The organism is Microbacterium sp. NPDC078428, from assembly GCF_044542535.1.
GTDB classification, from domain to species: domain Bacteria; phylum Actinomycetota; class Actinomycetes; order Actinomycetales; family Microbacteriaceae; genus Microbacterium; species Microbacterium limosum.
Map to the genome: position 1 here is coordinate 125,771 of NZ_JBITUP010000003.1, position 18,833 is coordinate 144,603.

At 70.0% G+C, this 18,833-nt stretch carries 15 protein-coding genes; 13 read left to right on the forward strand and 2 right to left on the reverse strand.

What is annotated here, in order from left to right; translation table 11 throughout:
- Window positions 1–29: 29 nt before the first annotated feature.
- The 8 genes from ACIGCK_RS06985 to ACIGCK_RS07020 all read left to right on the forward strand — a co-directional run bounded on the left by ACIGCK_RS06985 (window position 30) and on the right by ACIGCK_RS07020 (window position 9,434).
- A complete protein-coding gene (locus ACIGCK_RS06985; protein WP_396664903.1) occupies window positions 30–1,988 on the forward strand; it encodes an ABC transporter permease in 1,959 nt (652 codons plus the stop codon).
- Window positions 1,985–2,911, forward strand: a complete 927-nt coding sequence (locus ACIGCK_RS06990) for an ABC transporter ATP-binding protein (RefSeq protein ID WP_396664905.1) — start codon at window positions 1,985–1,987, stop codon at window positions 2,909–2,911. The genes ACIGCK_RS06985 and ACIGCK_RS06990 overlap by 4 nt, the downstream gene beginning before the upstream one ends.
- The gene (locus ACIGCK_RS06995) at window positions 2,908–3,645 is read left to right on the forward strand and encodes an ABC transporter ATP-binding protein (RefSeq protein WP_396664906.1); all 738 of its coding nucleotides are present in this window, start codon (window positions 2,908–2,910) and stop codon (window positions 3,643–3,645) included. The genes ACIGCK_RS06990 and ACIGCK_RS06995 overlap by 4 nt, the downstream gene beginning before the upstream one ends.
- Before the next feature lie 13 nt (window positions 3,646–3,658).
- Window positions 3,659–4,285, forward strand: a complete 627-nt coding sequence (locus ACIGCK_RS07000; protein ID WP_396664907.1) for a CMD domain protein — start codon at window positions 3,659–3,661, stop codon at window positions 4,283–4,285.
- Complete coding sequence (locus ACIGCK_RS07005) at window positions 4,282–4,878, forward strand: alkylhydroperoxidase domain protein (protein WP_396664908.1); 597 nt, start codon at window positions 4,282–4,284, stop codon at window positions 4,876–4,878. Before ACIGCK_RS07000 ends, ACIGCK_RS07005 begins: the two co-directional genes overlap by 4 nt.
- A 27-nt stretch (window positions 4,879–4,905) precedes the next feature.
- Window positions 4,906–6,492 (forward strand): MFS transporter, encoded by a 1,587-nt coding sequence (locus ACIGCK_RS07010; RefSeq protein WP_396664909.1) that lies wholly within the window; start codon window positions 4,906–4,908, stop codon window positions 6,490–6,492.
- Window positions 6,493–6,612: 120 nt separating this feature from the next.
- Window positions 6,613–8,268 (forward strand): sensor histidine kinase, encoded by a 1,656-nt coding sequence (locus tag ACIGCK_RS07015; RefSeq protein ID WP_396664910.1) that lies wholly within the window; start codon window positions 6,613–6,615, stop codon window positions 8,266–8,268.
- Entirely contained in the window at window positions 8,265–9,434 is a 1,170-nt protein-coding gene (locus ACIGCK_RS07020; RefSeq protein ID WP_396664912.1) for a hypothetical protein, read from the forward strand. The genes ACIGCK_RS07015 and ACIGCK_RS07020 overlap by 4 nt, the downstream gene beginning before the upstream one ends.
- On the opposite strand, the gene ACIGCK_RS07025 is transcribed toward ACIGCK_RS07020, so the two are convergent.
- Window positions 9,435–9,824 (reverse strand): response regulator transcription factor, encoded by a 390-nt coding sequence (locus tag ACIGCK_RS07025; protein ID WP_396664914.1) that lies wholly within the window; start codon window positions 9,822–9,824, stop codon window positions 9,435–9,437.
- Between the two features lie 123 nt (window positions 9,825–9,947).
- Here ACIGCK_RS07025 and coaE point away from each other — a divergent pair, with 123 nt between their 5' ends.
- Both coaE and uvrB read left to right on the forward strand, forming a co-directional pair.
- Complete coding sequence (gene coaE, locus ACIGCK_RS07030; RefSeq protein WP_396664916.1) at window positions 9,948–10,544, forward strand: dephospho-CoA kinase; 597 nt, start codon at window positions 9,948–9,950, stop codon at window positions 10,542–10,544.
- Between the two features lie 60 nt (window positions 10,545–10,604).
- On the forward strand, window positions 10,605–12,674 hold the full coding sequence (gene uvrB, locus ACIGCK_RS07035) for an excinuclease ABC subunit UvrB (protein ID WP_396664918.1): 2,070 nt from the start codon (window positions 10,605–10,607) through the stop codon (window positions 12,672–12,674).
- 19 nt (window positions 12,675–12,693) lie between these two features.
- Here uvrB and ACIGCK_RS07040 read toward each other — a convergent pair whose 3' ends face one another.
- On the reverse strand, window positions 12,694–12,942 hold the full coding sequence (locus ACIGCK_RS07040) for a hypothetical protein (protein WP_330169665.1): 249 nt from the start codon (window positions 12,940–12,942) through the stop codon (window positions 12,694–12,696).
- A 119-nt stretch (window positions 12,943–13,061) separates the two neighbouring features.
- On the opposite strand from ACIGCK_RS07040, the gene uvrA reads away from it, so the two are divergent.
- From uvrA to rapZ, 3 genes are read left to right on the forward strand one after another with little or no spacing between them, the layout of a single operon-like run.
- Window positions 13,062–15,962, forward strand: coding sequence for an excinuclease ABC subunit UvrA (gene uvrA, locus ACIGCK_RS07045; protein WP_396664920.1), 2,901 nt, complete (start codon window positions 13,062–13,064; stop codon window positions 15,960–15,962).
- 2 nt (window positions 15,963–15,964) lie between these two features.
- Window positions 15,965–17,923, forward strand: a complete 1,959-nt coding sequence (uvrC, locus tag ACIGCK_RS07050) for an excinuclease ABC subunit UvrC (RefSeq protein WP_396664922.1) — start codon at window positions 15,965–15,967, stop codon at window positions 17,921–17,923.
- A 27-nt stretch (window positions 17,924–17,950) separates the two neighbouring features.
- Complete coding sequence (gene rapZ, locus ACIGCK_RS07055; protein WP_396664923.1) at window positions 17,951–18,829, forward strand: RNase adapter RapZ; 879 nt, start codon at window positions 17,951–17,953, stop codon at window positions 18,827–18,829.
- Window positions 18,830–18,833: the final 4 nt, after the last annotated feature.

The following is an 18,833-nucleotide window of genomic DNA, read 5'->3' on the forward strand; positions in this document are numbered from 1 at the left end:
CGTCCGCACCCTCGGAAAGAGACCACCACGTGTTCGACATCCTCGTCGCCGGACTGATCAACGGCAACGCGTACGCTCTGGTCGCGCTCGGCCTGTCCCTCGTCATCGGCGTCGCGAACGTCGTCAACTTCGCCCACGGCTCCCTGTTCGCCGTGGGCGCCATGGTGGGCTGGGTCGTCACGACGCAGTTCGGGATGCCGCTGTGGCTCGGCGCCCTCGCCGCCGTCGCCGTGACGGCGGCCCTCGGCTATCTCATCAATCTCGTCGCGGTACGGCCTTTCGCGGGACGCGCGCCGATCGCCGCGGTGCTGTCGACGATCGCCGTCATGATCATCCTCGACAATCTCACGCAGATGATCTTCGGACCCGAGGTGCGCCGGTTCGACTCGGGACTCCCGCCCGTCACCTTCCAGGTGGGCGGGCTCACCTTCGGCCTCATCGACGTCATCATCCTCGTCACAGGCGTCACTCTCATGACCGCGCTCGCGCTGGCGCTGCGGTTCACGAAGATCGGCCGCGCCATCCGCGCGACCTCGCAGGATCGGGATGCCGCGGCCCAGATGGGCGTGCCGGTCGCACGCGTCCAGTCGATCGCCTTCATGGTCGCCTCGGGCCTGGGCGGTCTCGCGGGCGTCCTCGTGGCGGCCTACTTCACCACGATCGCCCCCACGCAGGGCTTCCAGATCGGGCTGGCCGGGATCGCCGCGGCGACGCTCGGCGGGCTGGGGTCGCTTCTGGGGGCCGTCATCGGCGGCCTCGTGCTCGGCGTGCTCGAGGCGGTCGGGGTGAGTCTGTGGGGCGACTCGGTCCGCCAGCTGATCACGTTCGGCGTCCTCCTCGCGGTCCTGTGGATCCGCCCCGAGGGGCTGCTCGGCAAGAAGTCCGTCCGCCGGGAGCCGCTCACCGGCACGTTCTTCTCGCAGGCCCGACCGCTCGTGATGAGGCGCTGGCAGGTCGCCGTGCTCGTCGCGCTCGCGCTCGTGCCCGCCGTTCCCGGGCTCTTCAACGGGTACGCGGTCCAGGTCGGGATCCAGATCATCGCGTTCGCGATGATCGCGCTGTCCATGACGGTCATCGGCGGCCAGGCGGGCCAGCTCTCGCTCGGCCAGGCGGGCCCTGTCGCGATCGGCGCGTACGCCGCGGCCCTGCTGATGAAGAACGCCGGGATGCCCTTCCTGCCGGCGGCTCTCCTGGCCGGACTGGTCTCGGCCGTCCTCATCGCGATCCTGAACGCCCCCTCCTGGCGCCTCTCCGGGCACTATCCGGCGATCGCGACGCTCGCCACGGGTGCGGCGATCTCCGCCGTCATCCTGGTCGCGGTGCCGATCACCGGCGGCGGCAGCGGCCTGTCGCTCATCCCGCTCCCGGACGTGTTCGGCATCGTGCTGAGCTCACCGACGCAGCTCTACGCCCTGGGGCTCGGGCTGCTGCTGGCGCTCATCCTGCTCGTGCACCGCATGAGCCGGTCGCACCTCGGGCTGTACTGGCGTGCGGTGCGCGACGACGAGATCGCCGCGCGCGCCTCGGGGATCGCCGCGCCGCAGTACAAGTCCCTGGCGTTCGCCGTCGGCGGCCTCATCGCCGGCGTCGCAGGCGCGTTCTGGGCTGCGCAGTACGGGTTCCTCGACCCGAAGATCTTCAGCCCCAATCTTTCGTTCCAGATCGTCACGATCGCGGTCCTCGGCAGCATGCTGCGGCCCTTCGGCGCGATCCTCGGCGCCATCATCCTCGTGGGCGGGCTGGAGCTGTTCCGGGTCGCGGCGGACACCCGCCTCCTCATCTACGGGCTCGTGCTGCTCCTGCTGGTGCGCTTCCGGCCCGAGGGCCTGTGGACGCTGCCGCTCCCGTTCGCCCGCCTGCTGGCGAGGGTCACGGGCAGAGGCGAAAGTAGCCGGCAGGACCCATCCGGCCCCATCGCGGGTGACCCGCCTCTCGCGGGGACGCTCGCGGCGCGCCCGGCGACGACGCGGGGGGAGGAGGGACGATGACCCGGCTGCTCGAGGTCCGCGGCCTGTCCCGGTCGTTCGGCGCGCTGAAGGCCGTGGACGACAACACCTTCCACGTCGACGAGGGCGAGGTGGTCAGCATCATCGGGCCGAACGGCTCGGGCAAGACGACCACGATCAACCTCCTGAGCGGGGAGCTCGCACCCGACTCCGGATCGATCCGGTTCCGCGGAGAGGACGTGGCGGGCCGCAGCCCCGACGCGATGGCCCGGCGCGGCGTCCGGCGCACGTTCCAGAACGGGCGCGTCTTCGGCAACGCCACCGTTGCGGAGAACGTGCTCCTGGGCCAGGTTCCGCTCGCGCGCGCGGCCACGCCGCTGCCGGCGCTCCGCGGCATCCCGGTGCTCAGGTGGGTCGCGCTCATCGCCGAGGCGGCACTCGCAACGGTGGGGACACCGGGGCTGCGGAGGGAGAAGAGGGAGGCGGACGAGCGGGTGACGACCCAGCTCCAGCGCTTCTCCACGCGGCTTCTGCCGCGTCGCGAGCACCCCGCGTGGACGCTCTCCTACGCCAACCGCCGGCGCACCGAGATCGCCCGAGCCCTCGCGTCGGCGCCCGGTCTCCTGCTGCTGGACGAGCCGACGGCGGGCATGAACACCGCCGAGACGAAGGAGGTCGTGCGCCAGCTGCTGGACCTGAAGGCAGAGGGGCAGACGATGGTGATCGTGGAGCACAAGCTCGAGCTCGTGATGAGCGTCTCCGACCGTGTGATCGTGATGGACGGCGGGCGGGTGATCGCCGACGGTCCTCCCGCGGCGGTGCAGAACGACGAGCGCGTCATCGAGGCCTATCTCGGCAAGCGGCGCGGCGGAGCGGCGGCCCGAACCCACGATGTCGTGGCCGCGGTGCTCGACGACGACGCGGCGAACCCGCCCGAGACGACGGACGGCGAGGAGACCCGATGAATGCGACCGTCCCGCTGCTCGACGTGCGGGACGTCGATGTCTACTACGGCCAGTTCCGTGCGCTCCACGGGGTGAGCTATTCCATCGGCCGCGGCGAGATCGTTTCGCTCCTGGGCGGCAACGCCAGCGGCAAGTCCACGACGATGAAGACGATCCTGCGCCTCGTGACGCCTCGCCGCGGCGAGATCGTCTTCGACGGACGCAGCATCCTCCGCGATTCCACTGCCGACGTCATCCGCGCCGGGATCGCCAGCGTGCCCGAGGCTCGCCGGGTCTTCCCGGAGATGACGATCGAGGAGAACCTGCTCGTCGGTGCGTACACGCGTCGCGCCCGCGGCGGTGAGCTCCGCTCCGACCTCGCCGATCAGTACGACCTGTTCCCGCGGCTCGCCGAGCGTCGCCGGCAGCAGGCCGGGACCCTGTCGGGCGGCGAGCAGCAGATGCTCGCGTTCGCGCGTGCGCTCATGTCGAGACCCCGCCTGATCTGCATGGACGAGCCGACGATGGGGCTCGCGCCGATCGTCGTCGACCAGGTGCTGGAGACGATCCAGCGGATCAATGCCGAACGCGGGGTCGCGGTCTTCATCGTCGAGCAGTCGGCCGAGCTCGCCCTGTCGATCGCGCACCGCGGCTATGTGCTGGTCAACGGCGAGGTGCGCCTGCAGGGCACGGCGGCGGAGCTGCTCGCCGACCCCGAGATCCGCGAGGCCTACCTGGGTCAGAGCGCCACGTGAGCGGGAGGACGCGATGAGCGAGACCGTGGACGTCATCGACACCCTGGCCGGGATCTCCCCGGGCGACCGCTGGGACGCGCTGCGGCGCCGCCGCCCCGAGTCCCGCTCGCACGCCCAGGGGGCGTATGAGGCTCTGTTCGTCTCGGTGGATGCCGCGGAGATGTCCCCGGCCGAGCGGTTCGCCGTCGCCGTCTTCGTCGCGCGACTGCACGGGGACGACGAGGCCGTGCGGTTCTACGGCCGTGCGCTGGACGCGACCCCGGAGGGCACCCGCCTCGCCGGCATCGTCCGCACCGAGGCCCGTCGAGCCTCCCATCCGGGTCCCTACGGCGCCTTCCTCCACAACAACGCGCCCGAGAGCGTGCCCGGACCGACGTACTCCGTCGGGTCCGTCGAGGCCGCCTACGCGCTGGGGGATCGCCTCGGCGCCGCGCTCGAGCATGCGCACATGCTCGTGCTGCACCCGCGCGACGCCTCGCGCGCTCACCTGCAGCAGCTGCTGGACGCCGGCTGGAGCACGACAGGCGTCGTGACGCTGTCGCAGCTGGTGTCGTTCCTCGCCTTCCAGCTGCGCGTCGCCGCGGGCCTGCGTGCCATGAGAGCCGCGGGTTCCGCCCCCACCGAAGGGGACCGCCGATGACGGAGTCTCTCGCGCCCGAGACGGATCGGCCCGTCCCGCAGCGCTTCACTCAGGACGTCCTCGGCTGGGTCCCGTGGCTGGAGCCGCTTCGAGAGACGGACCTCGGGGAACGGCACTTCGAAGCCCTCGTGCAGCGCTCGCGCGCGAAGAACGCGTACTTCCGGCTGCTGGCACGTGATCCCGCGGTCCTGCGGGAGCGCACGCTCGCGGACTTCGACATCTTCTTCAACGTCGCCGAGGGTCTGCCGCGCGCGGATCGGGAGATCGCCGCCACGGCGGCATCGCGCAGCAACGGGTGCGTCTACTGCGCGTCGGTCCACGCCGGGTTCGCCACCCACCACTCCGGGCGGCGCGAAGACGTGCAACGCCTGCTCGACGAGGGAACGGGCGCGCGCATCGATCCGCGGTGGGACGCCGTCGTCGACGCGTCCGTCGCGCTCTCCCAGTCGCCGCCCGCGCTCGGATCCGACGAGCTTCGGGCGCTGGATGCCGCGGGGCTCGACGACCTCGAGGTGGTCGACACGATCATGTCGGCGGCGTTCTTCAACTGGGCGAATCGCCTCATGCTGTCGCTGGGCGAGCCCACGCTCTGAGCGGCGCGGCGTCGCTAGTGTGATGCCATGACCGACGCCCCGCGCGAGGGCGCCCCCGCCCGTGCCCCGCTCGTGCTGACCTCGCTGATCCTCGCGGCCCTCGTGTGCAACATCAACCTCGCCGCCGCCAACATCGCGTTACCCGACATCGGCGACGCGTTCGGGGCGGACCAGACCCAGCTGAACCTCGTGGCGCTCGGCTGCTCGCTCGGGCTCGCGATGTCGGTGCTCTATCTCGGGGCGGTCGCCGACCGCTACGGGCGCAAGCAACTGCTCCTCGTGGGCCTCGCCCTCACCGTCGTCGCGAGCTTCCTGTCCGCGTTCGCGGGATCGATCGAGCTCCTGATCGCCGCGCGCATCTTCACCGGCATCGCGGCCGGCATGGCGTACCCGACGACGCTCTCGCTCATCACGGCGCTGTGGTCCAGCGGGCCGGGGCGCACGGGTGCCATCGCGCTGTGGTCGAGCGTGAGCGCCATGGCGACCGTGATCGGCTCGGTGCTGGCGGGCCTGCTCCTGGTCGTCCTGTGGTGGGGCTCGGCGTTCCTCGTCGCGGCTCCGATCGCCGCGGCGGCCTTCGTGCTCGTCTGGATCCTCGTGCCGTCCCACGTGCACGAGTCCACCGCTCCCGTGGACCACCCCGGCGGCGTGCTCTCGGTGCTGGCGATCTCGGCGTTCGTCCTCGGGATCAGCGAGGTGTTCGCGCCGGGACGAGCGGGGCTGGGCCTGGGCCTTCTCGGGGCGGCGGTCCTGCTGATGCTGGTGTTCGGCATCCGACAGCTCCGCACGCGTCATCCGCTCTACGACCTGGCCGTGGCGCGGCGTCGCATGTTCTGGGTGCCCGCCGCCGGCGGGATGATCGTCTTCGGATCGCTCATGGGGGCGATGTTCGTCGGCCAGCAGTTCCTCCAGAACATCCTCGGCTACGACACGCTCGAGGCGGGCCTGTCGGTGGTGCCGGCGGCCGTCGGCCTGCTCGTGGTGGCTCCGCTGTCCGCGCGGCTCGTGCTGGCGCGCGGCTCGCGAGTGACGATGCTGGCGGGATACGCGCTCGTGCTGCTCGGCTTCGTCACGATGCTCTTCTGGCGCGAGCACACGCCGTACTGGCTGATCGGCACGGGGTTCCTCGTGATCGGCGCGGGCGCCGCCTTCGCCATGACGCCCGCGTCGCGTGCGCTCACCGAGTCGACGCCGGTGGCGCGGGTGGGGATGGCCTCTGCCACGTCCGACCTGCAGCGCGACCTCGGCGGCTCGATCATGCAGGCGATCCTCGGCGCCATCCTCGCATCGGGCTTCGCCGCCGCATTCGCGCGGCAGATCGAGGCGAGCGGCCAATCCGCGTCCATCAGCGCGAGCGTGACGGAGGCGCTGCAGGCATCCTTCGCCTCCGCGCTGCACGTCGCCGACCAATATCCGCAGTACCGGGACGAGATCCTCTCGGCCGCGAGCCTGAGCCTCGTGGAGGGGGCGCTCGGCGCCTACCTGGTGGGCGCGGTCGCGATCGTCCTCGGCGCAGCCGTCGTCGCGATCGGTCTTCCCTCCCACGAACGCGAGCGGGCGCTCGTCGCGTCGTACGAGGCTCAGGATGCGCGGGCCGAGGCTGCGCGCGCGTGAGACGGCTCTCCCGCGCGTCGTCGTCGGGAGACGCGTCCCCCGGCGGATCGTCACGATTGCGTCGAGGTTTCCCGGGCCGCCTGCGCCACCGGAGCGATCGAGGGCAGTAGCGTCGAGACCATGACAGAGTCGCGTTCGCCGGCGGCGCCACCGCAAGCCGGCTGGATGCGTGTCGATGCGGGCGCGCGCGACCGCATCGTCGTCCTCAATCAGGTTCTCTTCGCCGGCGTCGCGCTGCTCGCCGCAGTGCTGGCGATCGCGCTCGGCTGGGTCGGCGACCTCCCGACGTTCATCCTCGGCCTCACGGTGACGCTCGGAACGACCGGCGCAGCGTTCGTCGTGCCGTGGAACAGGCTCCCGCACCTCGCGGGTCTCATCGTCCCCGTGTGCGACGTGATCGCGATCGCCCTGCTCCGCGAGGCGACGCCCGGTGCCGCCCTCGGCATCCTCTGGGCGTTCCCGCTCATCTGGATCGCCTGGTCCTACGGGTGGGCGGGGCTCGTCGGCGGTTCGCTCGGCACGACCGCCGTCTTCTGGGTGCAGACCGCGATCGCTCCCGAGACGGACATCGTCCCGGCGACGATCCTCCTCCCCGTGACGATCACGGCTCTGGCCTTCATCGCCTCTCTCGCGGCGCGACGTGCCTCTGCTCAGCGGATGCTGCTGGAGAAGCAGTCGCGCTATCTTCAGCAGGCGGTCGATCGTGCGCGGCGACAGGAGGACGTCGTGATCGACGTGCTCGACGCCCTGGACTTCGGCGTCGTGCGGATCGCGGCCGACGGCACACAGCTGCTCGCCAACGAGGCGCACGGGAGATTGCAGCGGGCGAGGGGTCGTGACGGACGCATGTCGGCCTACGCGGCCGACGGTGTCACGTCGATACAGGCGGACGCGCTCCCTCTCTCGCGAGCGCGCAGAGGGGAGACGTTCGACAACCTCGTCGTCTGGCACGGCGAGCCGGAGGATGCCGACAGGCGCGCGATCGCGGCGTCCGCACGAGAGCTGACCGACCCCGACGGATCGGCGGCCGGGATGGTGGTCGTCTCGCGCGACGTCACGTCGGAGGAGCTGGCGATCCGCGCCCGGGAGGACCTCGTCGCGTCCGTGTCGCACGAGCTGCGGACACCGCTGACCTCGATCATGGGATACCTCGACCTCGCGCTCGACGACGAGACGATCTCTCCCGTGGCGCGGCGCAGCCTCGAGGTCGCCGAGCGCAATGCGGGCCGGCTGCTCGAGCTCGTGGCCGACATCCTGACGATGTCGGCCAACGCGCGCAAGGGAGCCGCCGTCTCCATATCGCCCCGCCCGACGAATCTTGCGGAGGTCATGACGGCCGCGATCGAGGCCGCCACCCCCCGCGCGACCGAGCGCGGCATCACGATTGACGGCTCGGGCGTGGAGGATGCCGTCGCCTACGCCGACGCGCACCGCATCCGCCAGGTGGTCGACAATCTGGTGTCCAACGCCGTCAAGTACAACAGCGACGACGGCCACGTCCAGGTGTCCGCGATGTCCGACGGCCTGCACGCGTGGCTGACGGTGAGCGACGACGGCCCCGGGATCTCCGAGCACGAGCTGCCCCGGCTGTTCGAGCGCTTCTTCCGCTCCGACTCCGTGCGGGGCTCGACGACGCACGGCAGCGGTCTCGGACTGGCCATCAGCCGGGACATCGTGCGCGCCCACGGCGGCGAGATCACCGTGCAGACGATGCAGGGCGAGGGGACCACCTTCATCGTCCGCCTGCCCGCCTCCGATCTAAGGAGAGACGTATGAGCGGTCTGGACCTCTTCAGCATCTCCGTTATGACGACCGTCGTCGTGCTCTCCGCGGGCGCCGTGTACCTCGTCGAGACCCTCCTTCGGAGGGACGACGGGGCCGGGCGGATCTGGGCGCTGGCGTACATCGCCGGCATCCTGACCACCGTCAGCTACCTGGCGTGGGCGGCGTCTCCCGACGAGTCCGTGTGGCTGGCGACCGGCATCGGCAACGCGTCGTTCGTGGCGTCCGCGGGGATCATGTGGCTCGGGTGCCGTAGGTTCAACGAGCGGACGGTGATGGTGCCGGCCGCGCTGGTCGCCGCGGCGTCGCTGCTGGCATTCGCGCTGGTCGCCGTCGCCGGAGCGGAGGGCGGCGACTGGGCCGGCGCCCTCGCGGTGTACATCCCCAACGCCGCCTTCACCCTCCTGGGCGCCGTCGAGTCGCGGCGTGGGACGATGGCCACGCTGTCGGTCTCGTGGCCGCTCACCGTCGTGCTGGCGATCGAGTCGCTGTTCTTCCTCGCCCGCTCGATCGCCTTCGTCGCCGTGGGACCCGTCGACCCCTTCTTCACGGATTGGTTCGGGTCCATCGCGATGGCGTTCGTGACGGTCGTGCTGATCGTCGTCGCGGTCGTTTCGACATCCGTGCTGCGCGCGGCGCGCCCGTCGGCCACGCCCCGATCGCGGACACTCGCGCTCGCGAGCAACGGTGTGCTCGACTCCGGCTCCTTCCGGGTCGTGCTGAGGGGGATCCTCGATCGAGCACGACACCACGGTGACCGGTACGCGCTCATCGCGATGAGGATCGACGACATCCCGAACATCGCCACCGCCTTCAGCCCGGGGGAGGCGCAGGCGCTCGTGCACGAATGGCGCAGCAGCGTGGTCCGTCACGCCCCGACGCAGGCGGTCGTCGGCCAGGCGAGCGACACGGAGATCGTGCTGGGGATGGTCCCGGTCTCCGCGGCAGAGGCCCGTCGCGTCGCCGGTCGACTCCACCGGCACCTGCTGGACGATTTCGCGTCGCTCGGCAGCGCCGTGATCCCTGTCCTGGGCGTCGGCGTCGCGCTGACCGACGGAATCGGCTACGACGCGGAGCGTCTTCTCCAGGTCGCCGACAGGGCCGCACTGCGCTCCGCATCGAGTCCCGACGCCTCCGTCATCGTCGTCGACATGGCGTGATCAGTCTGACGAGCGTGAGGCCCGGGGGTGTTCGAAAAGGGCCGCGATGCGTGCACGCAGATCCCGCGGCCGGAACGGCTTGGTGATGTACTCGTCCGCTCCCGCCTGGATGCCCTGCAACGAGTCGATCTGCTCCGCGCGCGCCGTGATCATGACGATGTAGGTGTCGCTGAACGCGCGGATGCGACGGGCGGCCTCGTGGCCGTCGAAGCCGGGCATGCTCACATCCAGTGTCGTGATGACCGGCGCGTGGGTGCGGACGGCGTCGACGCCCTCGGGGCCCGACGATGCGGACACGACCTGGAAGCCGGACTGCTCGAGGACGGCGGAGATGAGGAAGCGGATGTCGGCGTCGTCTTCGACGACCACAGCGACGCGAGGCTGATCCATCGCTGTTCCTCCGAGGGATGTGGGAGCGGGCCGCGGGACACGGGCGCCGCCCGATGATATCCCAGACCATCTCCGAGGCGACCGAGCGTGCGCGCACCGGGGCCCATGCGACATGCTGGAGCGATGCCTCTCATCGCACTCACCGGCGGCATCGCGTCGGGGAAGTCGACGATCGCGCGGCGGCTGACGGAGCACGGAGCGGTCGTCGTCGACGCCGATGCGCTCGTGCGCGAGGTGCAGACTCCGCCGTCGCACGTCCTGGACCTCATCGCGGCCGAGTTCGGCGCCGGGATCGTCGGCCCCGAGGGCGCCCTCGATCGCGAGGCTCTCGGGCGTGCCGTCTTCGGCGACCCGGATGCCCTTGCGCGCCTCAACGGGATCGTCCACCCCGCCGTGCGGGAGTTGTCGGCACGACGCTTCGCCGAGGCGTTCGCCCGGGACCCGCGTGCCGTCGTCGTCTACGACGTCCCGCTCCTCGTGGAGGCGCGCGTGGACGGTCCGTGGGATCTCGTGGTCGTCGCCCACGCACCCGCGGCCGTGCGCCGCGACAGGCTCGTCTCCGAGCGCGGCATGACGGCGGAGGATGCCGCGCGTCGGATCGCGGCCCAGGCCCCGGATGCAGCGCGACTCGCCGTCGCCGACGTCGTCGTCGACACGGCCGGGTCCCTCAGCCACACGATCGAGCAGGTCGACGAGCTGTGGCGGCGGGTCCGGTCCTGACGCATCCGCGCTGGGCGAACGCCGACGCCCGTGTCGGCGGCCACCCCTAGGCTTCTTCACATGCAGACCACGCGCAGCGTGCGGCCGTTCGAGGTCGTCAGCGAGTACTCCCCGTCGGGCGACCAGCCGCAGGCCATCGCCGAACTGGCGGCGCGGATCAACGCGGGCGAGACCGATGTCGTGCTGCTCGGCGCGACCGGCACGGGCAAGTCCGCGACCACGGCGTGGCTGGTCGAGCAGGTGCAGCGCCCCACGTTGGTGCTCGCGCACAACAAGACGCTGGCGGCTCAGCTGGCGAACGAGTTCCGGGAACTCATGCCCCACAACGCCGTCGAGTACTTCGTGTCGTACTACGACTACTACCAGCCCGAGGCGTATGTGCCGCAGACGGACACCTTTATCGAGAAGGACAGCTCTATCAACGCGGAGGTGGAGCGCCTGCGCCACTCCACCACCAACTCGCTGCTGTCGCGGCGCGATGTCGTGGTCGTCTCGACGGTCTCGTGCATCTACGGCCTCGGCGCCCCCGAGGAGTACCTGCGCGCGATGGTCGCGCTGCAGGTGGGCGAGCGCTACGACCGGGACGCCCTCATCCGCAAGTTCATCTCGATGCAGTACAACCGCAACGACGTCGACTTCTCCCGCGGCAACTTCCGCGTGCGCGGCGACACGATCGAGATCATCCCGGTCTACGAGGAGTACGCGATCCGCATCGAGCTCTTCGGCGACGAGATCGAGGCGCTGTACAAGCTCCACCCGCTCACCGGCGACGTTCTCGAGCGGCTCGACTCCGTGCCGATCTTCCCGGCATCCCACTACGTCGCCGGCACCGATGTCATGCAGCGCGCGATCGGCACGATCGAGGCCGAGCTCGAGGAGCGGCTGAAGGAGCTGGAGGGGCAGGGCAAGCTGCTGGAGGCGCAGCGGCTGCGCATGCGCACCACCTTCGACCTCGAGATGATGCAGCAGCTCGGCTTCTGCTCCGGCATCGAGAACTACTCGCGGCACATCGACGCGCGCGCCCCCGGAGAGGCGCCCCACTGCCTGCTCGACTTCTTCCCCGACGACTTCCTCATCGTGATCGACGAATCGCACGTGACCGTCCCGCAGATCGGTGCGATGTACGAGGGGGATGCCTCCCGCAAGCGCACCCTCGTGGATCACGGGTTCCGGCTGCCCAGTGCGATGGACAACCGCCCCCTGCGCTGGGACGAGTTCAAGAACCGGGTGGGTCAGACGGTCTACCTCTCCGCGACTCCCGGCCGGTACGAGATGGGTGTCGCCGACGGCGTCGTCGAACAGATCATCCGCCCCACGGGGCTCATCGATCCGCAGATCGTCGTCAAGCCCGCCAAGGGGCAGATCGACGACCTGCTCGAGCAGATCCGCCTGCGCGTCGAGCGCGACGAGCGCGTCCTCGTGACGACCCTCACGAAGAAGATGGCGGAGGAGCTGACCGACTTCCTCGGCGAGCACGGCGTCAAGGTGCGCTATCTCCACTCCGACGTCGACACGCTGCGACGCGTGGAGCTGCTCACGGAACTGAGGGCCGGCGTGTACGACGTGCTGGTCGGCATCAACCTCCTGCGAGAGGGGCTCGACCTGCCCGAGGTCTCGCTCGTGGCGATCCTCGACGCCGACAAAGAAGGATTCCTGCGCAGCGGAACCTCCCTCATCCAGACGATCGGTCGCGCGGCCCGCAACGTCTCCGGCGAGGTGCACATGTACGCCGAGACCATGACGGACTCGATGCGCAACGCGATCGACGAGACGAACAGGCGCCGCGATCGGCAGATCGCCTACAACCTCGAGAACGGCATCGACCCGCAGCCGCTGCGCAAGCGCATCGCGGACATCACCGAGATCCTCGCGCGGGAGGGCGCCGATACGGCGGCGATGCTGGCGAAGAAGGGCGGGTCCGGAAAGGGCAAGGCGCCCACGCCGCGGCTGCGTCGTGAGGGCATCGCCGCTGAGGGAGCGACCCAGCTGGAGTCGACGATCGCCGACCTCAACGACCAGATGCTCGCCGCGGCGGCGGAGCTGAAGTTCGAGCTCGCCGCGCGGCTGCGCGACGAGGTCCAGGAGCTGAAGAAGGAACTGCGTGCGATGGAGCGGGCCGGCCACGCCTGAGAGGCGCGGCGCGCGCTCCTCAGGGGCAACGCAGCAGGGGCTTGTCTCCGCGGCGGTCGATGGTGTGGGTGTTCATCGGATGCCCGCACAGGGGGCACGCGCGCTCCGCGCGCTCCGTCGCGGAGGGGGGCGGCGTGCTCTCATATGGGCCGACGGCGGCGGGTCCGGCGGCCTTGATGAGGTTCGCGTTGATCCACGCGTACCACCCGCCGGCCTCGCGGACCCTGTCCCGGAGTCGCGGGCGGGCGGAGCGTGATGCGCGTGTCATGACACCAGTGTGCCCTCTGGAGCGGGGTCGCGGGCCCTGGCGGCGTGCGATGCGGTGCCGGCGAGTCCGCCGAGGGCGAACCCGGAACCGATGTCGGAGGGCGAACCTACACTTGACGGGTGCCCATCGTCCCCGTTGCCACCTCCTCGAAGCTCAGCGTCCGCGGTGCCCGCGTTCACAATCTCCACGACGTCGATCTCGACATCCCGCGCGACTCCCTCGTCGTCTTCACGGGTCTTTCCGGCTCCGGGAAATCGAGCCTCGCATTCGACACGATCTTCGCCGAGGGGCAGCGTCGCTACGTCGAATCGCTGAGCGCCTACGCGCGGCAGTTCCTCGGGCAGGTCGACCGCCCCGACGTCGACTTCATCGAGGGGCTGTCACCGGCGGTCTCGATCGACCAGAAGTCGACCAACCGAAACCCGCGCTCGACCGTCGGCACGATCACCGAGGTCTACGACTACATGCGTCTGCTCTGGGCTCGCATCGGCGTGCCTCACTGCCCCGAGTGCGGCGAACGCATCCAGCGTCAGACCGTGCAGCAGATCGCCGACCAGCTCATGGAGCTGCCCGAGGGCACTCGGTACCAGATCGTGGCGCCGGTCGTCACGCAGAAGAAGGGCGAGTTCGTCGACCTGTTCCGCGAGCTCGGAGCCAAGGGCTACGCACGCGCGATCGTCGACGGCGACCTCATCCAGCTGGCCGAGCCTCCCACGCTGAAGAAGAGCTACAAGCACGACATCGCGGTCGTCGTCGATCGGCTCGTCGCCTCGCCCGACATCCTGGGTCGCGTCACCGACTCCGTGGAGACCGCGCTCGGTCTCGCGGGCGGCGTCATGCAGGTCAACTTCGTGGACGAAGCGGGCGACGGCGCCTGGCAGAACTTCTCCGAGAAGCTCGCGTGCCCGAACGGGCACCCCCTGCAGCTGACGGAGATCGAGCCGCGCACCTTCTCGTTCAACGCGCCGTTCGGCGCATGTCCGGCCTGCTCGGGACTCGGCACCCGCATGTCGGTCGATGTCGATCTGCTGCTGGGGGATGACGAGCTCTCGATCCGCGAGGGTGTCATCGTCCCCTGGACGACGCAGGGCAAGGGGCTGTTCCAGTACTACGAGCGCCTCCTGGAGGGGCTCGCCGCCGACCTGGACTTCTCGCTCGACACGCCGTGGAAGGAGCTGCCGTCCGACATCCGAGAGGCGGTGCTGCGCGGCGACAACTACAAGGTCACCGTCAAGTGGAAGAACCGCTTCGGCCGCGAGATGCGATACGCGTCGGGCTTCGAGGGCGTCGTGCCCTACATCGAGCGGCAATGGCTGCAGGCGGAGTCCGACACGCAGCGCACCCGCTGGTCGGAGTTCCTGCGCGAGGTGCCGTGTCCGGTCTGCAACGGCGACCGGCTCAAGCCGGAGGTGCTCTCGGTCCTCGTCCATGGTCACTCGATCGCCGAGGCGTCTCACCTGAGCCTGGCCGATGCGCGCGACTATTTCGCGCAGCTCACGCTCACCGACCGCGAGGTCGCGATCGCCGCCCAGGTGCTGCGCGAGATCCGCGTCCGTCTCGACTTCCTCATCCAGGTCGGGCTCAACTACCTCAGCCTCAGCCGCGCCGCGGCGTCGCTCTCCGGCGGCGAGGCGCAGCGCATCCGTCTCGCGACGCAGATCGGGTCGGGGCTCACCGGCGTCCTGTACGTGCTCGACGAGCCGTCGATCGGACTGCACCAGCGCGACAACCGACGCCTCATCAAGACGCTCGTGACGCTTCGCGATCTGGGTAACACGCTCATCGTCGTCGAGCACGACGAGGAGACCATCGAGGCCGCCGACTGGATCGTCGACATCGGCCCGGGGGCGGGGGTCAACGGTGGCACGGTCGTGCACTCCGGACCCTACGACGCCCTGTTGAACGAGCGCGCCTCGCTGACGGGCGACTACCTGTCGGGACGCCGGGAGATCGCCACGCCCGCGAAGCGGCGCAAGATCGACCGGTCGCGCAAGATCACGGTCGTCGGGGCGCGCGAGAACAACCTTCGCAACGTCACCGTCGACTTCCCGATCGGCGTGCTCACGGCCGTCACCGGCGTGAGCGGATCGGGCAAGTCCTCGCTCGTCAACGGCATCCTGTACGAGGTGCTGGCGACACGGCTCAACGGAGCCCGCCGCGTGCCGGGCAAGCACACGCGGGTGACGGGGCTCGACGACCTCGACAAGGTCGTGCACGTCGACCAGAACCCGATCGGACGGACGCCGCGCTCGAATCCGGCCACCTACACCGGCGTCTTCGACCGCATCCGCACGCTGTTCAGCGAGACCCCCGAGGCGAAGGTGCGCGGGTACCAGCCCGGGCGATTCAGCTTCAATGTGAAGGGCGGTCGCTGCGAGGCCTGCTCGGGCGATGGCACGATCAAGATCGAGATGAACTTCCTCCCCGACGTCTACGTCGACTGCGAGGTGTGCCACGGCAAGCGGTACAACCGGGACACGCTCGCCGTGCACTACAAGGGCAAGAACATCGCCGAGGTGCTCGAGATGCCGATCTCCGAGGCCGCGGAGTTCTTCGAGCCGATCCAGGCGATCCATCGGTACCTGCGCACGCTCGTCGAGGTCGGGCTCGGATACGTCCGTCTCGGGCAGTCCGCGACGACCCTGTCGGGTGGGGAGGCGCAGCGCGTCAAGCTCGCCACGGAGCTGCAGCGGCGCAGCAACGGCCGCAGCGTCTACGTGCTGGACGAGCCCACCACGGGCCTGCACTTCGAGGACGTCCAGCGCCTGCTCGAGGTCCTCGGCGGCCTCGTCGACAAGGGGAACACCGTCATCGTCATCGAGCACAACCTCGACGTGATCAAGTCCGCCGACTGGATCATCGACATGGGGCCCGAGGGCGGCTCGGGGGGAGGAGAGGTCGTCGCGACGGGCACTCCCGAGCAGGTCGCGCGCGTGGAGGACAGCCATACGGGGATGTTCCTCGCCGAGCTCCTCGGTCAGGAGGACCGGCGCGGTGGTGAACGCCGGAAGGCGGGCTGAGCGTGGCGTCGCCGCTGTCCTACCGGCCGAAGCAGGGGGAGATCCCCACCAACCCGGGGGTCTATCGATTCCGTGACGCCGACGGCCGCGTGCTGTACGTCGGCAAGGCGAAGAACCTGCGCGCGCGGCTGAGCAACTATTTCGCTCCGCTGCACACCCTGCACGAGCGCACGCGTCGGATGGTCACGACGGCGGCCTCGGTCGAGTGGACGGTCGTCGCGACGGACGTGGACTCCCTTCAGCTGGAGTACATGTGGATCAAGGAGTTCGATCCGCCCTTCAACGTCCGCTACCGCGACGACAAGTCCTACCCCTTCATGGCGATCACCCTCGCCGATGAGGCGCCGCGGGTGCTGGTCACCCGGAACCGCCGCATCCGGGGTGCCCGGTACTTCGGTCCCTACCCGAAGGTCTGGGCGGTGCACGACACGATCGACCAGCTCATCAAGGTCTTCCCGATCCGCACCTGCAGTGATTCGAGCTACAAGAAGGCGATGCAGACCGGTCGGCCCTGTTTCCCGGGACAGATCGGGCGCTGCGGCGGCCCGTGCTCGATGCGGGTCACGGTGGAGGAGCACAGGGCGATCGTGGACGACTTCGTCGCGTTCATGGCCGGGGGCGACCAGAGATTCAGGGTCGACCTCACGGCGAGGATGCGCGAGGCCGCCGCGGCGATGGACTACGAGGCGGCCGCGGTCTTCCGCGACCGGCTGGCGGCGATCGACGCGGTCCTGTCCCGGTCCGCCCTGGTGCTCGGCGAGGACGTCGACCTGGATCTCTTCGGCATCGCGGAGGACGAGCTCGCGGCCGCCGTGCAGCACTTCGTCGTGCGCGGCGGGCGCGTGCGCGGGGTACGGGCCTCGACGATCGAGAAGGAGATCGACATCGAGGGCGGCGAGCTCATCGACCAGGTGCTGCAGCGCGCCTACGGCGAGGCGGCTCCCACGGACATCCCGCGCCGCATCCTGGTGCCGGCGCTCCCGCCCGACGCGGCAGAGCTGCAGGAATGGCTGCGGGAGCGGCGCGGCGGCCGTCCCGTGGACGTGCAGGTCGCGCAGCGCGGACGCAAAGCCGATCTCATGAAGACGGCGAGCCTCAACGCCCAGCAAGCCCTCATGCTCCACAAGACCAGGCGCACGTCGGACTACGTCGCCAGGTCGCAGGCGCTCACGGATCTCCAGGAGGCGCTCGGGATGTCCGAGGCGCCGCTGCGGATCGAGTGCTTCGACGTCTCGCACCTGTCGGGGACCAACGTCGTCGCCTCGATGGTCGTGTTCGAAGACGGGCTCCCGCGCAAGGATCAATACCGCTCCTTCTCCGTGACCGATACAACGGACGACACCGACTCGATCCACCAGGTCCTGACGCGCCGGCTCGCGCACCTCGACCGGGACGAGGCGGAGGCCGAGGAGGTGGGCACCGACGACGCTCCCGTCACGCGGCGGCGCACGCGATTCGCCTACCCCCCGCAGCTTCTCGTCGTCGACGGCGGAAAACCGCAGGTCGCCGCCGCGGCGCGAGCCCTCGCCGACTCCGGCCACGAGGAGATCGCGCTGTGCGGCCTCGCCAAGCGCCTGGAGGAGGTCTGGCTGCCGGGGGAGGAGTATCCCGTGATCCTGCCCCGCACGAGCGAGGCCCTCTACCTCCTGCAGCGGCTGCGCGACGAGGCTCACCGCTTCGCGATTCGTCATCAGAGGGGTACGCGTCGCCGCGACATCCACAGCGTCCTGGAGGAGATCCCGGGCCTCGGCGCGGAGCGGATCCGCGTGCTGCTGCGGCACTTCGGGTCGGTAGCGGCCCTTCGCCGTGCCGACACGGCGGCGATCACGGAGGTCAAGGGGATCGGCCCCAAGCTCGCGGCCACCATCCACTCGCGCCTGCAGGAGTCGCCGGCGGCCGACGATTCATCTACGGACGCCTCACAAGCGTTGGCGGCGTCCGCGCCGAAGTCAGTAGGGTGAGAGCCGGCGACGAACCGGGTGGGAGCGATGACTGAGGCGGACGGCGACGCGGGCGAAGTGCTCATCGTGACGGGGATGTCGGGCGCCGGGCGCTCGACCGTCGCGAACGCCCTGGAGGATCTCGACTGGTACGTCGTCGACAACCTGCCCCCGCAGATGCTGCGACCGCTGCTCGATCTCTCGGGAATGGTCGGCGGCGCGCTGCCGCGGGTCGCCGCCGTCGTCGACGTTCGCGGGCGCGAGCTCTTCGAACGCCTTCCGGAGGTCATGGAGCGCCTGCGTGAGGGGCGCCGCGTGCGAGTGGTCTTCCTCGACGCAGCGGACGATGTGCTCGTCCGTCGTTTCGAGGCCGTGCGCCGCCCGCACCCTCTCCAGGGCGAGGGGACGATCCTCGACGGGATCGCCATCGAGCGGCGGCGGATGGCGCCTATGCGCGAGAGTGCGGATCTCATCGTCGACACGAGCACGTTCAACATCCACCAGCTGGCGACGACGGTCGGGGAGCTGTTCTCGGAGGCCGGATCGGCCAAGCACACGCTGACGATCCAGAGCTTCGGGTTCAAGTACGGGCTGCCTCCCGATGCCGATCTCGTCGCCGACATGCGGTTCCTCCCCAATCCGTTCTGGAACTCCGACCTTCGCGCCCTGACGGGGCAGGACGAATCGGTTCGCGACTTCGTCCTCGCCCAGGAGGGGGCCGCGCAGTTCCTCGACTCCTACGCCGACGCCCTCGCGCCCGTCATCGCCGGATACCAGCGGGAGAACAAGCGGCACTCGACCGTCGCCGTGGGATGCACGGGCGGCAAGCACCGGTCGGTGGCGATGGCGATCGAGCTCGCGCAGAGACTGCGTTCCCTGCCGGGTGTCGCGGTGCGCGTGAAGCATCGCGATCTGGGGCGCGAGTAAGCTA

Bases quoted from the DNA above. Each gene is read 5' to 3' on its own strand.
- rapZ (WP_396664923.1), top strand. From the start codon at position 17,951: ATGACTGAGGCGGACGGCGACGCGGGCGAAGTGCTCATCGTGACGGGG.
- ACIGCK_RS06990 (WP_396664905.1), top strand. From the start codon at position 1,985: ATGACCCGGCTGCTCGAGGTCCGCGGCCTGTCCCGGTCGTTCGGCGCG.
- ACIGCK_RS07000 (WP_396664907.1), top strand. From the start codon at position 3,659: ATGAGCGAGACCGTGGACGTCATCGACACCCTGGCCGGGATCTCCCCG.
- ACIGCK_RS07005 (WP_396664908.1), top strand. From the start codon at position 4,282: ATGACGGAGTCTCTCGCGCCCGAGACGGATCGGCCCGTCCCGCAGCGC.
- ACIGCK_RS07010 (WP_396664909.1), top strand. From the start codon at position 4,906: ATGACCGACGCCCCGCGCGAGGGCGCCCCCGCCCGTGCCCCGCTCGTG.
- coaE (WP_396664916.1), top strand. From the start codon at position 9,948: ATGCCTCTCATCGCACTCACCGGCGGCATCGCGTCGGGGAAGTCGACG.
- ACIGCK_RS07025 (WP_396664914.1), bottom strand. From the start codon at position 9,824: ATGGATCAGCCTCGCGTCGCTGTGGTCGTCGAAGACGACGCCGACATC.
- uvrB (WP_396664918.1), top strand. From the start codon at position 10,605: ATGCAGACCACGCGCAGCGTGCGGCCGTTCGAGGTCGTCAGCGAGTAC.
- ACIGCK_RS06995 (WP_396664906.1), top strand. From the start codon at position 2,908: ATGAATGCGACCGTCCCGCTGCTCGACGTGCGGGACGTCGATGTCTAC.
- ACIGCK_RS07040 (WP_330169665.1), bottom strand. From the start codon at position 12,942: ATGACACGCGCATCACGCTCCGCCCGCCCGCGACTCCGGGACAGGGTC.
- ACIGCK_RS07020 (WP_396664912.1), top strand. From the start codon at position 8,265: ATGAGCGGTCTGGACCTCTTCAGCATCTCCGTTATGACGACCGTCGTC.
- ACIGCK_RS07015 (WP_396664910.1), top strand. From the start codon at position 6,613: ATGACAGAGTCGCGTTCGCCGGCGGCGCCACCGCAAGCCGGCTGGATG.